This window comes from Jutongia sp. (assembly GCF_057878315.1).
In genome coordinates this window covers 1-19,064 of record NZ_DBLXSO010000004.1, presented here as the reverse complement: position 1 = coordinate 19,064, position 19,064 = coordinate 1, and the positions used below count along the sequence as shown (strand labels likewise).

Sequence of the window (19,064 nt, the reverse complement as noted above, 5' to 3'; positions counted from 1 at the left end):
GCAGCCGTTTTTTACATTATAGGAAACTTGTCGTTTCCTATAATGTAAAAACGCTCCGCGAGGATGCGATCACCGCACAGAGGAAGATTACATAAGCAATTGTGCGGTGACGCGCAAAGTGGGCAAGCCCACTTTGTTCTGGTATGGGAAAGTAAAAAACATTCTTCCTTTTTTATCCGAACGATGGTATAATTATATCATTAAGCTTTTATATGGAGAAGAGTACATTAAGAGAAGGCACAAATTACGGAAAATCACATACACAGAAAGGAAAAGACAGACGATATGTGGCAGAATTTAACAAGAACGCAGGTGATCGCGGTATCAGCGAGGACGGCAACTGCGTTTGTGATTGCAGGACTGGTTGTGCTTGCAGTTGTACTTTGTGCGGGAATTGTATTTCTGGGGCTTCGTTATAAAAAAGTATATGAGGTGAAAGAACGCTATGATCTGATCGCAGCGCAGAGTGAATGTATCTGGCTTGATTACACATTTTCTCCGCAGCATCTGGTAGTGACCGGCAGTATCGGACAGTTTACGGGATTTGACATGCTAGACTTCATGGGGGTGGAGGTCTATGATATTTATAACTGGGTGAATGAGGACATAACGCCGATCCGTTCCACAGTTCGCAGCTTTTTTGACAGTGGCGAGCAGTATTTCAAAACGGATCTTCTGATCAGACGGCTGGATGATACATATGCATGGTACGCTCTTACGGGAACACTGGTGAAGCATGAGAAGACAGGCAGGAATAAGCGGTTTGTTGTTCGGATGGAGAACATTGATTCCAAGATGACGCAGGAAAAAGAGCTTACCGAGAAGGCAGAGAATGATCAGCTTACCGGCATCCTGAACAAGAAGACGATGGAAGAGCGGGTTAAAGCCCAGCTTGAGCATCGCGCGGGAAGCGGGAATCTTATATTCTTCATGATCGATCTCGATAATTTTAAGGATGTAAATGACACGCTGGGACATGTCTATGGAGATAAGGTGCTCACAGAAGCGGCAGAGAAGCTGAAGCAAGTATTTCCTGCCAAGGCACTGATCGGACGTCTTGGCGGCGATGAGTTCAGCGTGTGTGCATCCTTTGATGCATTTGACCTTGACAATCTGACCGAGTATATGACACAGAAAGGCGATAAGCTTTGTGACATTCTCAAGGAAGAGTATGTCAGCGGTGACAAGAGTGTTCAGGTTTCGGCAAGTATCGGAATCGCATCCGCACCGGTGGACGGAGAGGATTTCTTAACGATCTATCAGAAGGCGGATAAGGCGTTGTATCTGTCAAAGCGTTCCGGCAAGAACCGGTACAATCTGTTTCAGCACAGTGCTGCAGACGAGTAGCAGGGCGGATCTTAATCGATTGAAGAAAGAAATGGCAGAAGGAGGAGCTCATGAGGACTGAGTGTGCGTATGAAGTGGCAGCAGTGATCTTTCTCGCAGTGATCGCTGTCAGTTACAAGAAGAAAAACTGGCTGGATCTTTATATGAACCGCTGTTTTGACCAGCTGCTTCGGGCCGGACTTCTGTTTACATTTCTTGATGTGGCAGTTCGTGTTCTGCGGGAATATATTTTTCCGGGTTCCTTTTATGTTTATAACTTAAGTTCAGTGATTCCGGCGGTTGCCATGATGGGGATCGCTATGCTTTATTTTCAGTACTGGCATGCGCTCAGTGGACACCGTCTTATTCTTAAGAGCGTCCGGAGCCTCGAAATGATCCTTCCGGCTGCTGTTGTGACGATACTGGATGTGACCAGCCCGGTGACACATCTGATCTTTTATTATGACCGGCAGGGACATTACCATGCAGGCAGCCTGGAGGCAATTGTTCTGATCGTTGTCAATATTTACTTTGCAGGGGCATGCTTTGTGGCATTCAGCAGGAAAACGGGACTGTGGATACACAGAGGCATTTCCTGCCTGATATTATGCCTTGTGTTTGACCTGTCTGTGGTTATTCAGTTTATTCTGATGAAGAACTCGATTCTTCTGATGTTTTATGCGATGGCATTTATGATCTTTGTGTGCTATCTGCTGTATCAGAATCTGGACCGCTATTCTGACCGGATCAGCGGTGGGTTCTCAAGAGCGGGTTTCAGGAAGGTCATTCAGGAAAAGTTCAAGTACCGGCAGAGATTCAGCTGTCTGTTTATCACGATACAGAATTATCAGAACATTATGGGAATCTGCGAGGAGGATGAGCTTGCTGATGTTATGGGCGAGATCGGTGCTATTCTCCGGCGTTATGGCGGCAGACAGAATCAGTTTCATATTCATGGAGCGGATTTTGCGGTTTTGCAGAAACGTGAGGAAGAGAGTGTACAGCTTTATAAGGCAGTTGCGCAGATCCTTCCGTCAAAGGTTCGTATTCATAATAAGAGCATACCGATCTCCTATGGCTTTTATATGCTGACGCTCGACGAGGCGGCATATGATCAGGCGGAGTTTTACAAGATGGTTGCCAGCATGAAGAAAATGCTTCGTGACCAGCTTCACGACAGACAGCTCCTGCGTTATCAGGGAGAGGTTAAGCGGACTATCGATCTCGAGCTTCAGATCGCACGCATGCTTAAGAAAATCATGCAGGAGAAACGATGCGATGTATGTATCGTACCGATCGTTGATGCACATACCGGGCAGAGACATGCAGTGGAAGCAAAGCTTTACATGCTTCGCGAGAACGGCAGATGGATACCGGAGGGGGCAATCTGGGCAGTGGCAAAGGACATGGGCTATGTCAGAGAGCTTGGACGCATTACTCTGGAAAGTGCGATGGAGATGGCGATGCGCGAGAGAATTTTAGAGCACGGCTTTAAGAAGCTTGTCGTTAATGTGACACCGCTTCATATCAGTTCTGAAACAGTAGTGAGGGAGTACAGGTTTCTCTCTAAAAAGTATGAGTTTCCGCTCAATCGGTTATGTCTGGAAATGACCGAGGATATGAGTGTACCGTTTGAACGGCTCGAGCAGCATATTGCGCATCTGATGGAGGAGGGTGTTACAGTGGTGCTCGACAGGTATGGAGACAATGTCTGCAATCTGCAGGGAATCATGAAGATGCCATTTCGTGTTGTTAAGATCAGTGAGCATATGGTGGAAAGATATTGTCAGGGAGAGAGTGATGTTCTGGAATATCAGATCCAGATGCTTAGGGATAATGGCTGGGAGATCTGCCTGGAGGGCATTGAGGATCGGCAGCATTATGAGAAGGTAAAGAAGCTGGGAGAGATTTCCTATCTTCAGGGGAAGTATTACGGCGGTTTGATGAAACCGGAGCAGATACATAGTTACATGGAGGAAATGTGATGGAGGTTCAGATACATTATGAGCTTGCGGCTCTGACATTTATGCTTGCCGCCACGCTGGTATTTTTTCGACAGAGACATTTACGGGTATACCGAAGCAGTCTGTTCTTCTGGCTGATGGTGCTGGGAGTCGTGACTGCTGCTTGTGATGTGTTCTGTGGAATTACAGATCTGAAGCAGATTCCATTTACCGCCGGAATTGTCGCACATACTCTGCTTTTCATTGCATCGCTGGTGTATTCGGTGGTCTATTCCATGTACGCCATGGAGCTTTTGCACCGGCTGGATTATATCCGTGACAGAAAGGTGTTATGGTGCATTCCGTTTGTAATTGGAATTATTCTGATCATGACCACCCCGTTTACCGGTGTTTTATATACCTATGATGAGCAGGGAATGTATCACAGAGGTTTGGGCTTTTACAGTATTGCGCTGATCACTCTGCTGTATGTGATGGTACCGTGGATCCTGATGCGAAGAGTATCCTTTGTGCCGCAGAAGACGAAGCGCTGGATCATTGCGATTCCCGTAGCGGTTGTTACAGCAAGGATCCTTCAGTATGTATTTTTTCCTCGTTATCTGTTCGCATATGCGGTCAACAGCGTTGTTTTGTTTTGTTGTTATCTGTTTCTCCAGAACTCCGACTATTATATGGATGAGGTGACCGGATTTTTCAAAATGCACGGCTTTGAGGAAACCGTCCGTGAGAAGATGGTATATAAGGAGGAGTGCTCTGTACTGATCCTCCGTATTATCAACTATAATGCGATGACGGAGATGTACGAGGATTCCAAGCTGACTGCGATCCAGGCGGCAATGGCGGAACTGATGCAGAGAGAATGCGGCGATCAGGATTTTTATCATATTGCGGCATCAACCTTTGCAATCATCCTTCCGAATGAGAAGGAGACGAAGGTAGTTTATCAGAGGCTTGTCGATGTGATGCCGAAGATATGGACGATCGATGGAGAAGAGATCGTTCACGAATATTGTTTTTATGCCGTAAATATTCAGGACAGCTGTGATACGGTGGAGGAGCTGCTGCAGAGAATCGCCTATGCCAGATCGGATCATCCGGGACATCATACGCCGGGAATGCTGATCCCGCTGACACATGATGCAGTTAAGCCTGCGGAGGAGAAGCAGATGGTTGCGGAGCTTGTGGAGCAGGCGGTCATCAACGACAGCATTGAGATTTATTTTCAGCCGATCTATTCGTTGGAGAAGGGACGAGTTACGTCTCTGGAGGTGCTGTCACGACTGAAAGATAGGGATAAGAATTTTATCAATCCGGAGTTTTTCATTCATGTGGCGGAGGAGAACAGGGATATCATCCCACTCGGCGAACAGATATACCGTAAGGCCTGTATCTTTGCAACACAGAATCATATTTTTGAGATGGGAATTGATGATATCAACATTAACCTTTCGCCGGTACAGTGCTGTTACGAGGAACTGGCGCAGGATTTGATCCGGATTGCCGGTGAATACGGGATACCGATGACAAGAATGCACCTGGAGATTACCGAGAGTGGCATTATGGATAAGGAGGAGATCCGGGAGACACTGGAGACACTGCGGTCCTCCGGTGCCAAGATCGCATTGGATGATTTTGGCACCGGCTATTCCAATGTCGGTAGTATCGTGAGTCTGCCGGTGGATTATGTCAAGATCGACAAGAGTCTTGTGTGGTCCTATGGCAGGGGCGAGAACAAATATCTTGACCAGCTTGTACCGATGATCCATGCCGAGGGCAAACGGATCATATCGGAGGGAATCGAGACGCAGGAGCATATCGATATTTTCAAGAGGTTAAAGGGTGATTTTCTGCAGGGCTATTTTTATTCCAAGCCTTTGCCGGAACGCGAATTTTTACAGTATCTGCGTGAAACAAACGGAATCAATGTATAGAAGAATATGGGGAGGATGATTATGGAGACAATGAATGTATTGGCATTTGATCTGGGTGCCAGCAGCGGAAGAGGAATGCTTGCGAAGTTCGACGGAACGAAGATCACACTGGAGGAGGTACACCGTTTTCCGCACAACTTTTCTACATTAAACGGACGTGCTTACTGGAACATTGTTTCGCTTTATGAAGCAATGAAGGAGGGAATGCGCCTGTGCAAAGAGCCGTTGTCGGGGGTGGGCTTTGATACCTGGGGTGTCGACTGCGGTATGATCGACCGCGAGGGTAATCTGCTCGGTATGCCGGGAAGCTACCGTGATGCAGCACTGGATGAGGAGAACATGAATGATGTACTCGCAAGTCTTGTGCCGGAGGAACAGGACAGGGACAAGGCAGTGAAAGCCGGAGAAAAGTATGCGTTTGAGCAGACGGGAATTGCGAGTCTTGCTTACAATACACTTTACAAGCTTTGTTATCTGAACAAGGCAATGCCGGAGCAGATGGCGGCGGCTGACAAGCTTTTGTTTATGCCAAACCTGATCGAGTATCTGTTTTCCGGTGTGGTGCACAGCGAATATTCCATTGCATCAACCTCGCAGCTGCTTGATATGAAGGAGAAGAAATGGGCGTCAGAGCTGATCCGGAAAGCTGGGATTGATCCGAAGCTTCTGGCACCGCTTGATTATGCCGGAAAGGATCTCGGACCACTTCGTCCGGAGATTGCTAAGGAGGTTGGACAGGAGAATCTTCATATTCTGTCTGTATCAGGACATGATACCGCATGTGCAGTGGCAGCCGTACCGGCAAGAGAAGAGGAATTTACTTTCCTGTCCAGCGGAACATGGTCTCTCATGGGGATTTCCGCCAAGACCATGCTGACCGGGGAACAGGTTATCCGTGACAAGATATCCAATGAGGGTACGTGGGACGGAGGCTACCGTCCGACCGTCAATATCATCGGACTCTGGCTGAATCAGGAGCTTCGCCGCAGCTTTGAACGCGAAGGCAAGAGCTACAGTTTTGCGCAGATGAATGAGATGGCGGCGGCAGAGAAGCCGCTGCAGAGCTTTATCCGCCCGGACGACTTTATGCAGCCGGGAGATTATCCGGAGAAGATTCGTGCCTACTGTGAGAAGACAGGTCAGCCGGTTCCGCAGACAGACGGAGCTCTGGTGCGCTGCGTCCTGGAGAGTCTTGCAATGCGTTATCGCCAGGTTTATCAGAGTCTGAAGCCCTATATTATCTGGGAGGAGAAGCTTTATATTGTTGGCGGCGGTGCACAGAATCAGGTACTCAACCAGTTTGCCGCCAATGCACTCGGAATCCCTGTTATTACCGGAGCAAGTGAAGCAACGGCAGTCGGTAATGTAATGGAACAGTTATATGCACTCGGCGCCTACAAGACACGCGCTGAGAAATGCGATATTCTTGCTGCTTCCTTTGAGACGGCGCAGTATCTGCCGCAGGATACCGGAGAGTGGGACGAAGCTTACCGTCGTTTTAATGACTTATATTGAATATTGTAATTAATCCAAAGAAACGACCGGACACAAATATGTTGTATCCGGTCGTTTTTTTCGTTTTACTTTTTTACAGATTTTGGGTATAGTATAAATAGAGAAACTTTGCAAAATGATAGATGGAGGTTTTTATGGCATCAAGGATCAAAAACGTACAAGAGGTAAAAATACCGGAGACATATACACTGGAACAGTCAGCATCCATTCCTGAGATCGACAGCATAGCGCTGGCACTGCGTCACAAAAAGAGTGGAGCGAGAGTTTTGTTTTTAAGCAATGAGGATGAGAATAAGGTATTTTCCATTGGCTTTCGTACCCCGCCAAAGGATGCGACCGGTGTACCGCACATTATTGAACATACGGTTCTGTGCGGCTCGAGAGAGTTTCCGGCGAAGGATCCGTTTGTGGAGTTAGTAAAGGGCTCCTTAAATACCTACCTCAATGCAACCACATATCCGGACAAGACCCTGTATCCGGTTGCAAGCTGCAATGACAAGGATTTTCAGAATCTTATGCATGTCTATATGGATGCAGTATTCTATCCGAATATTTACGAGCATGAGGAGATCTTTAAACAGGAGGGCTGGCATTACGAGTTAAATGCTCCGGATGAACCGGTCACCTATAACGGTGTTGTGTTCAATGAGATGAAGGGAGCATTCTCCTCTGCGGACGGAAAACTGGAGCGTTTTGTGATGAACGGGCTCTTTCCGGACAATACCTATGGCAATGAATCCGGCGGAGATCCGGCGAATATCCCGGATCTGACTTATGAGGAGTATCTTGACTTTCACCGTCATTATTATCATCCGGTCAACAGCTATATTTATCTTTATGGTAACATGGACATTGAGGAGCGTCTCGAGTGGATGGATCAGCATTACCTGAAGGACTTCCCTGCAATCGAGCTGGATTCTTCGATCCCTCTGCAGAAGCCGTTTACGCAGATGAAGTCGCTTGAGACCGAGTATGCAGTGTCCGAAAATGAGGACAGTGACGAAAAGACTTACTATGCCTTTGCGGCAGCTATGGATATTACGCTTGATGTCAAGACCTGCAAGGCGTTTGAGGTGCTTGCGTATGTTCTGGCAGAGATGCCGGGCGCACCGCTCAAGCAGGCACTTTTGGATGCCGGGATCGGAACGGACATCGATGTTGATTTCTGCGATATTCTGCGCCAGAGCTATTTTGCTCTGACCACCCAGAATGCCAAAGCGGGTGAGCGCAAGCGATTTTATGATATTATCAAAAGCACTCTGCAGGAGCAGGTGGAGAAGGGCGTTGATCAGAAAGCACTGGAGGCGGCGATCAATGCAATGGAATTTAAGGAAAGAGAAGCCGATTACGGAATGTTCCCAAAGGGACTGATCTATGGTCTCAATACGATGAAGACCTGGCTGTATGATGATAAGATGCCGTATGATGCACTTTGCTTCCGGAGTGCTTATGAATTTCTACGTGAAAAGCTTGGAACCGGCTATTATGAAGAACTGATCCGGAAGTATCTGATCGACAACCCGCATGCTGTTCTTGTGGAAATGAAGCCGAAAAACGGACTTTCTGCCGAGGCAGAGCAGAAGGAAAAGGATCGTCTGGCAGCCTATAAGGCATCTTTATCTGACGAAGAGATTGCGCAGCTGATCGAGGATACCAAAGCATTAAAGGCATATCAGGAGGAGCCGTCTCCAAAGGAGGTATTGGAGAAGATCCCGATGCTTTCCAGAGAAGATATTGATAAGAAGATCGCGCCGATCTATAACAGGGAGTGCAAGATTGAAAATGTTCCGGTGATGCACCATGACATTCATACCAATGATATCGTATATCTTGATCTGCTGTTTGACGTAGATGACTGTAAGGAATTTATGCCGCAGATGAGCTTCCTTAAGACGCTGCTTGGCTATATGGATACAAAGGATTACAGCTACAGCAGTCTGGATACAGAGATCAATTTCCATACCGGCGGCATCGGTGCGGACGTGAACTTCTATCGTCTTTATGGCAGAGAGGATGCCTGCCGTGTACGCTTTGAGATAAGCACGAAGGTGCTTCGCAGCAAGCTTTCCGAGGCTCTTGATCTGATGGCACAGATCATGTTTACCACAAGCTTTGCGGATGAGAAACATCTGCGTGAGGTTGTTGCCGAGGCACGCTCACGTAAGAAGGTGAGCATGATGTCAGCAGGTCATCAGGCTGCAATGGTGCGTGCGATGTCCCATCTTTCTGAGGTGGACTGGCTCAGTGACCGCTACGGCGGATACGGTTATTATGAATATCTGGCACAGCTGGACGATCAGTTTGATAAAGAAAAGGAACGTCTGCAGAAGGGCTGTGCGGCCTTGATGAAGAAGATATTTACCCGCTCCGGACTGACGATATCCTGTACGGCAGACCGGAATGGATTAAAGGAAATTGAGAAGGAGCTTCCGGCATTCCTGAAACGTCTGGATACATTTGAACAGGAGGCAGAGGGCGGCAGTCTTAATGATGTGATGACACCGTTTGTTATGGAGCTTAAACCGGTTAATGAAGGTATTATGACACCGGCAGAGGTACAGTATGTTGCGATTGCAGGTCAGTGTAAGGACATGAGCGGCATTAAGCGTGGTGTGCTGGATGTGGCGCGCCATCTGCTCAATTTTGGTTATCTCTGGAATGAGGTTCGTGTCAAGGGAGGTGCCTATGGCGTATCCTGCCAGCTCATCCGTAACGGCGAGGGCTTCTTTACTTCCTACCGTGATCCGGGTCTTGGAAGTACACTCGAGGCATACCGGAAGGCGGCAGATTATCTCCGCAGCTTTGATGCCGAGGAGAGAGAGCTTCTCAAGACCATTATCGGAACGATCAGCGGACTGGATACCCCGAAGCCGCCGGCAGCAAAGGGCAAGCGCTCTATGGGAGTTTATCTTTCTGAGATCCCGGAGGAGGTTTTGCAGGAGGAAAGAGATCAGGTTCTGGCATGTTCCGGAGAGGATATCCGTGCTGTGGCAGATATGGCAGAGGCGATCGCTTCAACCGGCAGCATCTGCGTGATCGGTAATGAGAACCACATCAGGGAAGAGAAAGACTTATTTGATAAATTACTAACCTTATAAAATATAAAATGGAGGAGTACCATGGCAAAAAAACAGGAGTTTCGGTCCGGCTTTGTGACACTGATCGGCCGTCCGAACGTAGGAAAGTCAACGCTGATGAACCGGATAATCGGACAGAAGATCGCGATCACTTCCAACAAGCCGCAGACCACCCGTAACAGGATCCAGACTGTCTACACAGATGAGCGTGGACAGATCATCTTTCTGGATACACCGGGCATTCACAAGGCGAAAAACAAGCTCGGAGAATATATGGTTTCGGTGGCGGAGCGTACGCTTAAGGAGGTCGATCTGATCCTCTGGCTCGTTGAGCCGACGACCTTTATCGGCGCGGGAGAGCGCCATATCGCAGAGCAGCTTCGCAAGGTCAAGACACCGGTCTTTCTTGTGATCAATAAGATCGACACGGTAGCAAAGGCAGAGATTTTAACCTTTATCGATGCTTATAAGGACATTGCTGATTTTGCGGAGATCATTCCGGTATCGGCATTGAAGGGAGAGAATACGGATGAGCTGTTGGAATCCATGTTCCGGTATCTCGAGACAGGTCCGCAGTATTATGATGAGGATACGATCACAGATCAGCCGGAGCGCCAGATCGTGTCAGAGCTTATCCGCGAGAAGGCTCTGCGTAACTTAAGTGATGAGATTCCGCACGGTGTTGCCGTGGCAATCGACCGGATGAAGGAGCGCCCGGGCGGAACTTTGATCGATATTGATGCAACGATCGTCTGTGAGCGCAATTCCCATAAGGGAATCATTATCGGCAAGCAGGGTTCTATGCTCAAAAAGATCGGTACCGATGCCCGAAAGGATATCGAGGCACTGTTAGATTGTAAAGTGAATTTGAAGCTCTGGGTAAAGGTCAAAAAGGACTGGCGGGACAGTGATTTTCTGATTAAGAATTTTGGCTACCGCTCAGAGGGAAATGAGGAATAATACGATGTTTCAAAGAAAGCTAAAATATATTTTTGCAGCAGGTGTGCTGACAGCGTTTCTTGCGGCAGCAGCAATGCCGTCAGGCGCAACGGAGGAGAAAGCGGCAGCAGCGGTTACGGTAACACCGGCGGTGACGACAACGCCAAGACCAACCTCCACAGCGTCCGCTTCTGTTTCGGCAAGTCCGTCCGCTTCTGCATCTGCATCGGCAGCACCGAGTCCGAGTGTGAGTCCGACTCAGGAACCGCCGATGTCTGTGATGAATGCACCGGTTCAGCAAAAGATTACCAAAAAGGGACTGATCTACGAGTATACCGGAACACATGCAAATCTGATCGGCTGTACGAAAGCCGCTCAGAGCAAAACTGCAATCCGTATTCCTGCCAAGATCTGTGTGCAGGACATATATTATGATGTCAAAATGATCGATTTTGAAGCATTCCGGGGTTGCAGAAAGCTTAAAAATGTCACGGTCGGAAGATATGTAACAAGGATCCAGTATGGGGCATTTCAGGGCTGTAGAAAGCTTGGAAAGGTTACATTTCAGGGCAGGAAATTAAATGAAGTGGGTGATGATGCATTTCGTTCCACGGCATCCGGGATACGGTTTGTGATGCCGCGTTCCGTCCGTACCAAATACAAAAAGCTTCTAAAAACAAGCGGTCCGAAGCGCGCTGTGTATAAGGGCATATAGAAGATTCCATAAGCTTCCAGTATATCCGGGAGACCGTTTTGCCATCCTAAGAATAGACGGCAGGAATGCCTGCAGTCAAGTAACGGGCAAAGGAGAACGGATCATGGAATTACCGAATCGATGGGATTGTTTTATGGAAAGCGGACGTATAGAAGATTATCTGAATTACTGCAGAGCAAGACAGAATGATAACACAAGGGAACATAGTCCTGACGGGACGATGACAGAAAACAGGGTAGAGGCACGGTATGGCGGCGGAGCTGATAGAAGTGACCGGAATGGTGCTGACGGCATCTCCGGTAAAGGAATATGACAAACGAATAGAGCTGCTGACAAAAGAACGCGGGAGAATCTCTGCCTTTGTCACAGGAGCAAGAAGAGTCAACAGCGCAGTCTCTGCCTGTGCGATCCCTTTTACTTTTGGTACTTATCGACTGTACGAGGGCAGAAGCTCCTATAACGTGCAGTCTGCGCAGATTAAGAAGTTTTTTGCGGGAATAGCAGATGATTTTGACACTCTCTGCTATGCATCTTATTTTGCGGAGCTTGCAAGGTATTTTACAAGAGAAAACGTTGAGGCACCGGATGAACTTCTGCTTCTGTATGTGGCATGCAGCGCAATGACCAGGGGAAAGATTTCACTGCCGCTTGTCCGGGTAATCTACGAGATGCGTATGATGCAGATCGAGGGTGAAGCACTTGAATTGTTTCAATGTCTTGGATGTAAAACATCACAGGGGAATCTTCGCGTTTATTTTTCGAGAGGTGGATTTCTTTGTGACAGCTGCGCTGCGAAGTTTATGTCAGAGCAGAGGGAAAAGGGATACCGCCTTAGTCCGGACGCAGTTTATGCGCTGCAGTTTATAGTGACGACACCGTTAGAGCGTTTATTTACATTTCGTGTTTCGGAACAGATAGAAAAAGAACTTTCAGAATTTATGACACACTATTATGAACATTATCTGCATCATACGTTTCAGTCTCTGGCTTTTCTGGAGTCTCTGCCGTATTAAGATCAAGAAGCTTATCTATTGCGGGCTGCATGTCGGGATGGTTCCGGTATGCCTCGATCAGCTTGTATTCCTGATTGGAAAGAGACGGAAGCTCTGTGCCGGAAGGCAGATACCCAAAAGCAGCCAGAACATTCTGGATATTATAAAAGCGGCACAGATGTATCAGATTATCAGCACTGGGTTGTGTCTGTCCGTTCTCCCAGCCGTAAATTGTCTTTGTGGCAACATCAATATTCTTTTCACGCAGGTAAGCTGCGACTTCATCGACAGATAAATGATTTATTTTACGATATTCTTTTAATTTTTCAGCAATTTTTGGATTTTTCATAAGAATCTCCGATCCATCTGAGTATTTACCCTATTTACATTTATACTATCAAACGAAAAATGACATTGTCAAGAAATCCTGCACTCAAAATGTGCGTAATACATAAAATTCTCTTTAAAAGGGAATACTATGCGTTGAAATTCTATTTAAACGAGGATATAATGGAAAAAATGAAATATCCCTGTGAATGGAGAGGAGAGAAAGGCATGGAAATAACGCATCGAGTGGTTGACTATATACAAAAGCATCATCTTTCGGCAGAGGAAATTGCCGGAAAGACGGGCGTTGCAGGAGAGATTCTTTCCGGAAAGGTGCAAAGAGGACTGAATGCGTCGGAGTTTTTGGCGATCTGCAGTTACCTGAAGGTGGATCCGTATGATTTTTATGACAGATCATCGGAAGAATGGAGAAAGGGATGCTGACATACCGGTGTTACGGAAGGCATGGACAGGGAAAACAGGAGAGGACAGATGGGCGGGAAGCAGCTGCATCGTATCTGCTGATTGAGGAGGCAGTCTGTCCGATATGCAAAAGCCGGGATCACGTTGAAGTGGAATCGCGGCTTTACTGGTGTACACACTGCCGGATACCGTTGTATGAAAAGAACTGTCCGCTGTGCCATGCGCCTGCGGAGGAGTTTGTACGTGACTGTCGTATAGTATTCCCTGAGGAAAAACGGCTTCTGGAGCTTTTGATGGAGGCAGAGCCCGGTACATATGACCACAGCAGTGTGTGGAACGGGGGAGGCATTTATTATGCGGATGGACTGAGGCTGCCGTTAGAGATCACGAAGCTGTCAGAGGGACAGATCCGTCGGGCAGCACAGAAGATACCGGAGGCATTCCGAAATATTGACACGCGGGAGTTTGACCGGATGCGGGAACGGTTTGTGCGAGCTAATTGCAGGCGGTTTTGCGAACTTGAAACAGAAGCCGTGGATTATATCCGAACCAGCGTGGAGCGGTATGGTATTTCTAAATGCTATGTTTCGTTCAGTGGCGGAAAAGATTCTACAGTTGTAGCAGAATTGGTGCGCCGTGCGCTGGGAATGGAATTGATGCACGGATTTGCGGATACTACCTTAGAACTTCCGCAGACACTGGAATACATCCGGCGTTACAGACGAGGTCATCCGGATATCTATTTTATTGATGCAAAAAGCAGGGGCGAGCAGTTTGAAGCACTTTGTGAAATACTGGGGCCACCGAGCAGAGTCATGCGCTGGTGCTGTACGGTATTCAAAACAAGCGCATTAAACCGGCGGCTGGAAATGTGTTTCCCGGAAGGAGAGATCCTGTCCTTTCAGGGAATCCGGCGGGCAGAGTCTTATGGGCGTCGGAAATATGACAGAACATCTCATAAAAACAAGATTGGCAGACAGATCACAGCATCGCCGATCATCGACTGGCAGGACTTTGATGTATGGCTGTATATTGCCACAACAGGGATTGACTTTAATCAGGCGTATCGTCTGGGATATGCCAGAGTGGGATGCTGGTGCTGTCCCAATAACAGTACATGGTCAGAAATATTGGCACAGATTTATATGCCGCAGCAGCATCGCAGCTTTAAGCGGCTGCTTCTTGATTTTGCGGTCAAAACAAATAAAAAGGATCCGGAAGAGTATGTCCGCACCGGACAATGGAAAGCGAGACTGGGAGGATACGGTCTTGCGCATGCAAAACAGTCGGTCGTTTCGTATACGCCCTGTGTCAATGAAGCGGATGCGTATCGTTATGAATTGACACGTCCGGTGACCGCTTCGTTTTTTGAACTGTGGAAGCCGTTTGGGTGGATCCACAGAGAACTCGGCAGCAGACATCTCGGTGAGGTTTATGTACTTGACCGGGATAAAATGCCGGTTCTTCGTCTGCAGGCAAGAGAGGGTGACATGGCGGTCAAGATTGTTGTTGAAGCCTTAGACAGAATGGGAACGAAAAGCAGGGACAAGGCGAGGAGATATGTGGAAGCACAGATCACCAAATATCAGATGTGCATCGGCTGTCATGCCTGTGAAGAAATTTGTCCGCATGGTGCACTGCATTGTGATACAGAAGGTTACCGGATCAATGATGAAAAGTGTTTTCGATGCAGAAAATGTATTAATTATTTTAGTGGAGGCTGTTATATCCGGAAAATCCTTTCAATTCCGCGGCAGCAGAGGAGCAAACATGAACAGGAAAACAGATAATATAAAGATGGAATGGCTTATAAAAGCAATGCACGAATTACAGGGGCGACCGGAGCTGTTTGATAAAAACGGACGCATAGGGGCGGATATTCTCGGACATGCACCGGTTACTGTGCGCAATATCGGAACAAGGCTTACAGAACTGGGACTGGCACAGACGGGAAAGCACTCATTCCTGACACCGCTTGGAGAACTGGTTCTTCACTGTGATCCGTATCTGGAACGGTTCGAGTCTGCCTGGCTTCTTAACCGGACGGCACAGACGACAGGCGGAGCGGATGAGGCAATCGTACAGATTATTCAAGGTGCGTCTGGCCGGAAAATGCAGTGGAAATTGGAACAGAACCTGTCTCTGCCGGAAGAACAGATGGCAGCCTGCTACAAAATGGCAGACCGGACATCGGTTGAACTTCTTCAGGATGGGATGATACTGTTTTCGTGCCGGTATTATATTGAGAAAGGAATGCGCCGGATATATCGCTGCAGGGAATGTGCGCCGGAGGAATGTGAGACGGTTCTGGAACAGTCCTGTATGCGGAAACAGTCTGTCATCTGTCTGATTCGCGGAGAAATAACAGCATCGGATGAAATTCAGAATGTCATTGATCGGATAAGTACGTATCCGGCGATCATTGTCGGCAAGGTGGACGGACGGTGGAAGGCAGTGCGTGCCGGAAAGGGTGCGGTATCCTGCGAAAGTATAAGCCGTCTTCTGCAAATAATGTGGGAGCAAAGCAAACAATATTATCCGGAAACACCGTTACTTCGAATGGAAACGTTGATGGCAGATGCTTTGACACTGACACAGCGCCGGGTGAGAATGAGAGTTATTGATGCAATTTTCGGGCGGACGACAGGATATAAGAGGAGAACCTCTTATATGGAGGAAGAGCGTCTTTGCCGCTGTGTGGCAGAGATGACCGGGGCGAACGGAGACAAACAGGCAGAGCCTGTCATGAATCGGATCCTGCTGCAGTTTCACCGGTTTATAGACGATGCACGGAAGAGTCCGCAAAATCTGCAGACATTGTACAATACACTGCAAGCACCTCCGTATGGTCTGCCGGGAGGTATTATTCCTGTTCTTCTTGCAGTGGCGCTGATGGAACAGAAGCTGGATGGCGTGCTCCGCGTCGCAGCGGTAGAGCAGGTGATCTGTGGAAAGACGCTGGATAATGCAGATAAGGAACCGGCAAATTATGAGTTATATATAGAAAATGTATTTCTGCATCCACAGGAATATCAGGAGGAACTTGCCGGTCTTTTTGACATTGACCGGGAAGAACTGGACAAAACCGGAAGGTTTGAGAGGACGAAGTTAGTGGCAGACCGGATCGCGGACTGGTATCAAAAGCTTCCTCTGTATACCTGGTCGATGGGGAGCGCCGGAGCATGCGGGAAGCAGACGGAAGCATTTGTCAGAGCATGCCGCCGGAAGAGAGATCGTTTCTTTTCCTTCCTTTATCGGGACATCCCGGACTGTCTGCTGGCACAGAATGCAAAGGAATGCATTCAGGCACTGCAGGCGCAGAAGAGTCTTTTGGAAGCCTGCTATCCGAAACTGCAGAAAGAACTTTGTGAAATCACCGGGAAGATATGTGGAGAGGCATCGGTAGAAGAAACCGAGAGGCTTGCAAAACAGCTTATGGGGGTTACAATGGAGTATTTTCAGCCGGACAGTGCTGAAATTTATGCCGGAAAGCTCCAAAACTATATGAATGAGAAACTTGGCGGAAAGTATTTGGGGACTCCGACTCTGGAAATTGTTATTTGCGAAAAAGCTGCGAAGGATATCAGCTGCAGAATATATCATGAATCGCACGGGCAGACGGCACAGCTTCTGAAGCGGCAGATACATTATCTGATCGGGGAGACCAGAAATGCACTGGAACAGGAAGAGAAAGCAGCGGTTTTGATCCGGGTGCTGCAGGAGGTGATAGAGAATGATCTATCTTGATTATGCAGCAACCTCATATATAAAAGAAGAGTGTGTTTATCAGGAAATGGATCGCCTGTTTCGGACAATGTCCGTCAATGCAGGACGAGGAACATATCCGGCAAGCCGGCAGGCACAGAAGCTGATTGATGAGACGAGGGCGCAAATAGCATCGCAGACCGGCTGGTATGATCCTTCAGATGTCTATTTTACCGCGTCGGCAACTCAGGCGTGTAATATAGTGCTGCAAGGGCTATCCTGGGAGCAGGGGGATATTGTGTATTTATCGCCGTATGAGCACAATGCAATCGCCCGTGTGATAGAAACTTTGCGTCTGCGGTATAAGCTTCAGATCAGGCTGCTTCCGGTAGATGGGGATGGTTACATTGATCTGGAGCAGACGAGACAGCTTTTCCGGACGTATGCACCCAAAGCTGTATGTGCGGTGATGGTCAGCAATGTGACCGGATATATCCTGCCGGTGAAACAGATAACACAATATGCACATGCCGCGGGTGCTGTTGTTATTTCAGATATGGCACAGGCACTTGGTATCGTTCCGGTTGAGCTGACAAAGGATGCACCGGATTTTATAATTTTTGCAGGACATAAGGGGATTGGCGGACCGTTTGGTACGGGAGGATTTATTGTATGCGGCGGCAAAATGCCGGAGCCGGTTCTGTATGGAGGCAACGGCGTGGATTCCCGGAATCTGCAGATGCCATTGACCGGAAGCGCACGTTATGAAGCCGGAAGCAGTAACGCACCGGCGATCGGAGCACTGAAAAAAGCACTGGAGGTTCTGCCTGATCCACGGGAAACATTGCAGAGAGAGCAGCATCAGATCGCATTGCTGCAGAAGGAGCTTCACGGACAGAGAGGAATCTGTTTTTATCCGGCGCACCGTATTCAGGAGCAGTTTACGGGGATCCTGTCATTTCGTCTCAGAAGATACACACCGGAGGAAACGGCAGACATCCTAAGTGCGGAATACGATATAGCCGTGCGCAGCGGATATCATTGTGCACCATATGTACATGACATTTACGGAACCGGAGATACAGGAACGGTTCGGGTCAGCGTGGGAAGATATACAACGGAGGAAGAACTGATACGGCTGGCAGAGGTACTGCACAAACTGTGCTAGAGGCAGTTTCAAAAAAATGGAAAAAATACTTTGCAGAAAGTGTTGTATTTTGAAATCAAATTGAGTATACTATCTATAAAAGAAATCACCTGGGGTGTGCGACACTCCTGACATTTTGAACCTACACTTTTGAACAGGGATTCCTATATCTATGTATGGATGTCATGCCCTATTACCTGGGACGGCAGAAGTACATGTGCGGTTACCCACCTAGCACATGCTAGGACTCAAAATTCAGGAACCGGCATTTTGGGCTTCTTTGACAGCAAGAGGATCATATTAATGTGGTCCTCTTTTCGATTTTAAATTTTTTTGCAAAAAATAAAAAAAAGACTTGACGGAGATCGTGTCGGGTGTTATACTTGTCAAGCAGCGTTCGGGAAGACGGACGTCACAAATGAATATGTGGAGAGGTATCGAAGTGGTCATAACGAGGCGGTCTTGAAAACCGTTTGTCCGCAAGGGCGCGTGGGTTCGAATCCCACCCTCTCCGTTATTATTGCCCGGAGTCATATCGACACCGTGCAATTTTTTTCTGGCAAATGCAGCCGGGAGAATAAAAGAACTAATACAATATTATGTGTTAGATCAGCCTGGAGAAGTACCCAAGAGGCTGAAGGGGCTCCCCTGGAAAGGGAGTAGGTCGTTAATAGCGGCGCGAGGGTTCAAATCCCTCCTTCTCCGTTACACAGTAAGTTGATTCATACTGTGTTGTGCACCGCAAGTTCGTTGGTGACACTGACGAGTTTTGATTTTCGAAAGGAAATCTTTTCTGCAAAGACGGTCGGAAGACGAGAGCTTGCAGAAAATAAAAAAACTTAAAAAAAGTGTTGACAACATCGAGAAAGCGTGCTAATATATATATCGTTGTCGCGCAAGACAAGCGAACAACAGACAAGCGGGAACGCTTGAGAGAAGCTTGATAATTGAACAGTAAAACAACCCTGAAAATTCTAATAAAAGATGTGAATCACATCTTAAA

14 protein-coding genes, 2 tRNA genes and 1 other RNA gene are annotated in these 19,064 nt (G+C 47.7%); 16 read left to right on the top strand and 1 reads right to left on the bottom strand.

All coding sequences use genetic code 11. From position 1 onward, the window contains the following. The first annotated feature begins 285 nt into the window (after positions 1-285). The 9 genes from ACZLMD_RS01495 (at position 286) to recO (ending at position 12,480) form a co-directional block, all read left to right on the top strand. On the top strand, positions 286-1,347 hold the full coding sequence (locus tag ACZLMD_RS01495; RefSeq protein ID WP_482523288.1) for a GGDEF domain-containing protein: 1,062 nt from the start codon (positions 286-288) through the stop codon (positions 1,345-1,347). Between the two features lie 50 nt (positions 1,348-1,397). Continuing rightward, on the top strand, positions 1,398-3,311 hold the full coding sequence (locus tag ACZLMD_RS01490; protein WP_484109444.1) for an EAL domain-containing protein: 1,914 nt from the start codon (positions 1,398-1,400) through the stop codon (positions 3,309-3,311). Then, the gene (locus ACZLMD_RS01485) at positions 3,311-5,221 is read left to right on the top strand and encodes an EAL domain-containing protein (RefSeq protein ID WP_484109445.1); all 1,911 of its coding nucleotides are present in this window, start codon (positions 3,311-3,313) and stop codon (positions 5,219-5,221) included. The genes ACZLMD_RS01490 and ACZLMD_RS01485 overlap by 1 nt, the downstream gene beginning before the upstream one ends. A 21-nt stretch (positions 5,222-5,242) precedes the next feature. Next, positions 5,243-6,736 carry a rhamnulokinase gene (locus tag ACZLMD_RS01480; protein ID WP_158577247.1) on the top strand — a complete coding sequence of 498 codons (1,494 nt, stop codon included), beginning with the start codon at positions 5,243-5,245 and terminating at the stop codon, positions 6,734-6,736. Positions 6,737-6,870: 134 nt separating this feature from the next. After that, positions 6,871-9,834: an insulinase family protein gene (locus ACZLMD_RS01475; RefSeq protein WP_484107017.1), complete on the top strand. Its 2,964-nt coding sequence runs from the start codon at positions 6,871-6,873 to the stop codon at positions 9,832-9,834. Positions 9,835-9,855: 21 nt separating this feature from the next. Further along, on the top strand, positions 9,856-10,773 hold the full coding sequence (gene era, locus ACZLMD_RS01470; protein WP_022306997.1) for a GTPase Era: 918 nt from the start codon (positions 9,856-9,858) through the stop codon (positions 10,771-10,773). A gap of 4 nt (positions 10,774-10,777) precedes the next feature. Continuing rightward, a complete protein-coding gene (locus tag ACZLMD_RS01465; RefSeq protein ID WP_022306998.1) occupies positions 10,778-11,467 on the top strand; it encodes a leucine-rich repeat protein in 690 nt (229 codons plus the stop codon). 103 nt (positions 11,468-11,570) lie between these two features. Next, positions 11,571-11,780 carry a hypothetical protein gene (locus ACZLMD_RS01460; protein ID WP_147403768.1) on the top strand — a complete coding sequence of 70 codons (210 nt, stop codon included), beginning with the start codon at positions 11,571-11,573 and terminating at the stop codon, positions 11,778-11,780. Next, positions 11,716-12,480, top strand: coding sequence for a DNA repair protein RecO (gene recO, locus ACZLMD_RS01455; RefSeq protein WP_022306999.1), 765 nt, complete (start codon positions 11,716-11,718; stop codon positions 12,478-12,480). The genes ACZLMD_RS01460 and recO overlap by 65 nt, the downstream gene beginning before the upstream one ends. Here recO and ACZLMD_RS01450 read toward each other — a convergent pair. Beyond that, positions 12,404-12,808, bottom strand: a complete 405-nt coding sequence (locus ACZLMD_RS01450; RefSeq protein ID WP_489495005.1) for a helix-turn-helix transcriptional regulator — start codon at positions 12,806-12,808, stop codon at positions 12,404-12,406. The genes recO and ACZLMD_RS01450 overlap by 77 nt on opposite strands. A gap of 161 nt (positions 12,809-12,969) precedes the next feature. Here ACZLMD_RS01450 and ACZLMD_RS01445 point away from each other — a divergent pair, with 161 nt between their 5' ends. The 7 genes from ACZLMD_RS01445 to ACZLMD_RS01415 all read left to right on the top strand — a co-directional run bounded on the left by ACZLMD_RS01445 (position 12,970) and on the right by ACZLMD_RS01415 (position 18,766). Beyond that, positions 12,970-13,230: a helix-turn-helix domain-containing protein gene (locus ACZLMD_RS01445; RefSeq protein WP_489495004.1), complete on the top strand. Its 261-nt coding sequence runs from the start codon at positions 12,970-12,972 to the stop codon at positions 13,228-13,230. Beyond that, the gene (locus ACZLMD_RS01440) at positions 13,212-14,999 is read left to right on the top strand and encodes a phosphoadenosine phosphosulfate reductase domain-containing protein (RefSeq protein ID WP_489495003.1); all 1,788 of its coding nucleotides are present in this window, start codon (positions 13,212-13,214) and stop codon (positions 14,997-14,999) included. Before ACZLMD_RS01445 ends, ACZLMD_RS01440 begins: the two co-directional genes overlap by 19 nt. Continuing rightward, positions 14,980-16,956 carry a hypothetical protein gene (locus ACZLMD_RS01435; RefSeq protein ID WP_489495002.1) on the top strand — a complete coding sequence of 659 codons (1,977 nt, stop codon included), beginning with the start codon at positions 14,980-14,982 and terminating at the stop codon, positions 16,954-16,956. The genes ACZLMD_RS01440 and ACZLMD_RS01435 overlap by 20 nt, the downstream gene beginning before the upstream one ends. Then, on the top strand, positions 16,943-18,082 hold the full coding sequence (locus ACZLMD_RS01430; RefSeq protein WP_489495001.1) for an aminotransferase class V-fold PLP-dependent enzyme: 1,140 nt from the start codon (positions 16,943-16,945) through the stop codon (positions 18,080-18,082). The genes ACZLMD_RS01435 and ACZLMD_RS01430 overlap by 14 nt, the downstream gene beginning before the upstream one ends. Positions 18,083-18,165: 83 nt before the next feature. Then, positions 18,166-18,342, top strand: a non-coding RNA gene (ssrS, locus tag ACZLMD_RS01425) — 6S RNA. Positions 18,343-18,489: 147 nt separating this feature from the next. Next, positions 18,490-18,575, top strand: a tRNA-Ser gene (locus ACZLMD_RS01420). A 102-nt stretch (positions 18,576-18,677) separates the two neighbouring features. Beyond that, positions 18,678-18,766 (top strand) — tRNA-Ser (locus ACZLMD_RS01415). The last annotated feature ends 298 nt before the right edge of the window (positions 18,767-19,064 follow it).

Excerpts from the sequence above, each read along its gene's own strand:
- ACZLMD_RS01440 (WP_489495003.1), top strand. The coding sequence starts at position 13,212 with ATGGAGAAAGGGATGCTGACATACCGGTGTTACGGAAGGCATGGACAG.
- ACZLMD_RS01495 (WP_482523288.1), top strand. The coding sequence starts at position 286 with ATGTGGCAGAATTTAACAAGAACGCAGGTGATCGCGGTATCAGCGAGG.
- ACZLMD_RS01435 (WP_489495002.1), top strand. The coding sequence starts at position 14,980 with ATGAACAGGAAAACAGATAATATAAAGATGGAATGGCTTATAAAAGCA.
- ACZLMD_RS01490 (WP_484109444.1), top strand. The coding sequence starts at position 1,398 with ATGAGGACTGAGTGTGCGTATGAAGTGGCAGCAGTGATCTTTCTCGCA.
- era (WP_022306997.1), top strand. The coding sequence starts at position 9,856 with ATGGCAAAAAAACAGGAGTTTCGGTCCGGCTTTGTGACACTGATCGGC.
- ACZLMD_RS01445 (WP_489495004.1), top strand. The coding sequence starts at position 12,970 with ATGGAAAAAATGAAATATCCCTGTGAATGGAGAGGAGAGAAAGGCATG.
- ACZLMD_RS01450 (WP_489495005.1), bottom strand. The coding sequence starts at position 12,808 with ATGAAAAATCCAAAAATTGCTGAAAAATTAAAAGAATATCGTAAAATA.
- ACZLMD_RS01475 (WP_484107017.1), top strand. The coding sequence starts at position 6,871 with ATGGCATCAAGGATCAAAAACGTACAAGAGGTAAAAATACCGGAGACA.
- ACZLMD_RS01485 (WP_484109445.1), top strand. The coding sequence starts at position 3,311 with ATGGAGGTTCAGATACATTATGAGCTTGCGGCTCTGACATTTATGCTT.
- ACZLMD_RS01460 (WP_147403768.1), top strand. The coding sequence starts at position 11,571 with ATGGAATTACCGAATCGATGGGATTGTTTTATGGAAAGCGGACGTATA.
- ACZLMD_RS01480 (WP_158577247.1), top strand. The coding sequence starts at position 5,243 with ATGGAGACAATGAATGTATTGGCATTTGATCTGGGTGCCAGCAGCGGA.
- ACZLMD_RS01465 (WP_022306998.1), top strand. The coding sequence starts at position 10,778 with ATGTTTCAAAGAAAGCTAAAATATATTTTTGCAGCAGGTGTGCTGACA.
- ACZLMD_RS01430 (WP_489495001.1), top strand. The coding sequence starts at position 16,943 with ATGATCTATCTTGATTATGCAGCAACCTCATATATAAAAGAAGAGTGT.
- recO (WP_022306999.1), top strand. The coding sequence starts at position 11,716 with ATGGCGGCGGAGCTGATAGAAGTGACCGGAATGGTGCTGACGGCATCT.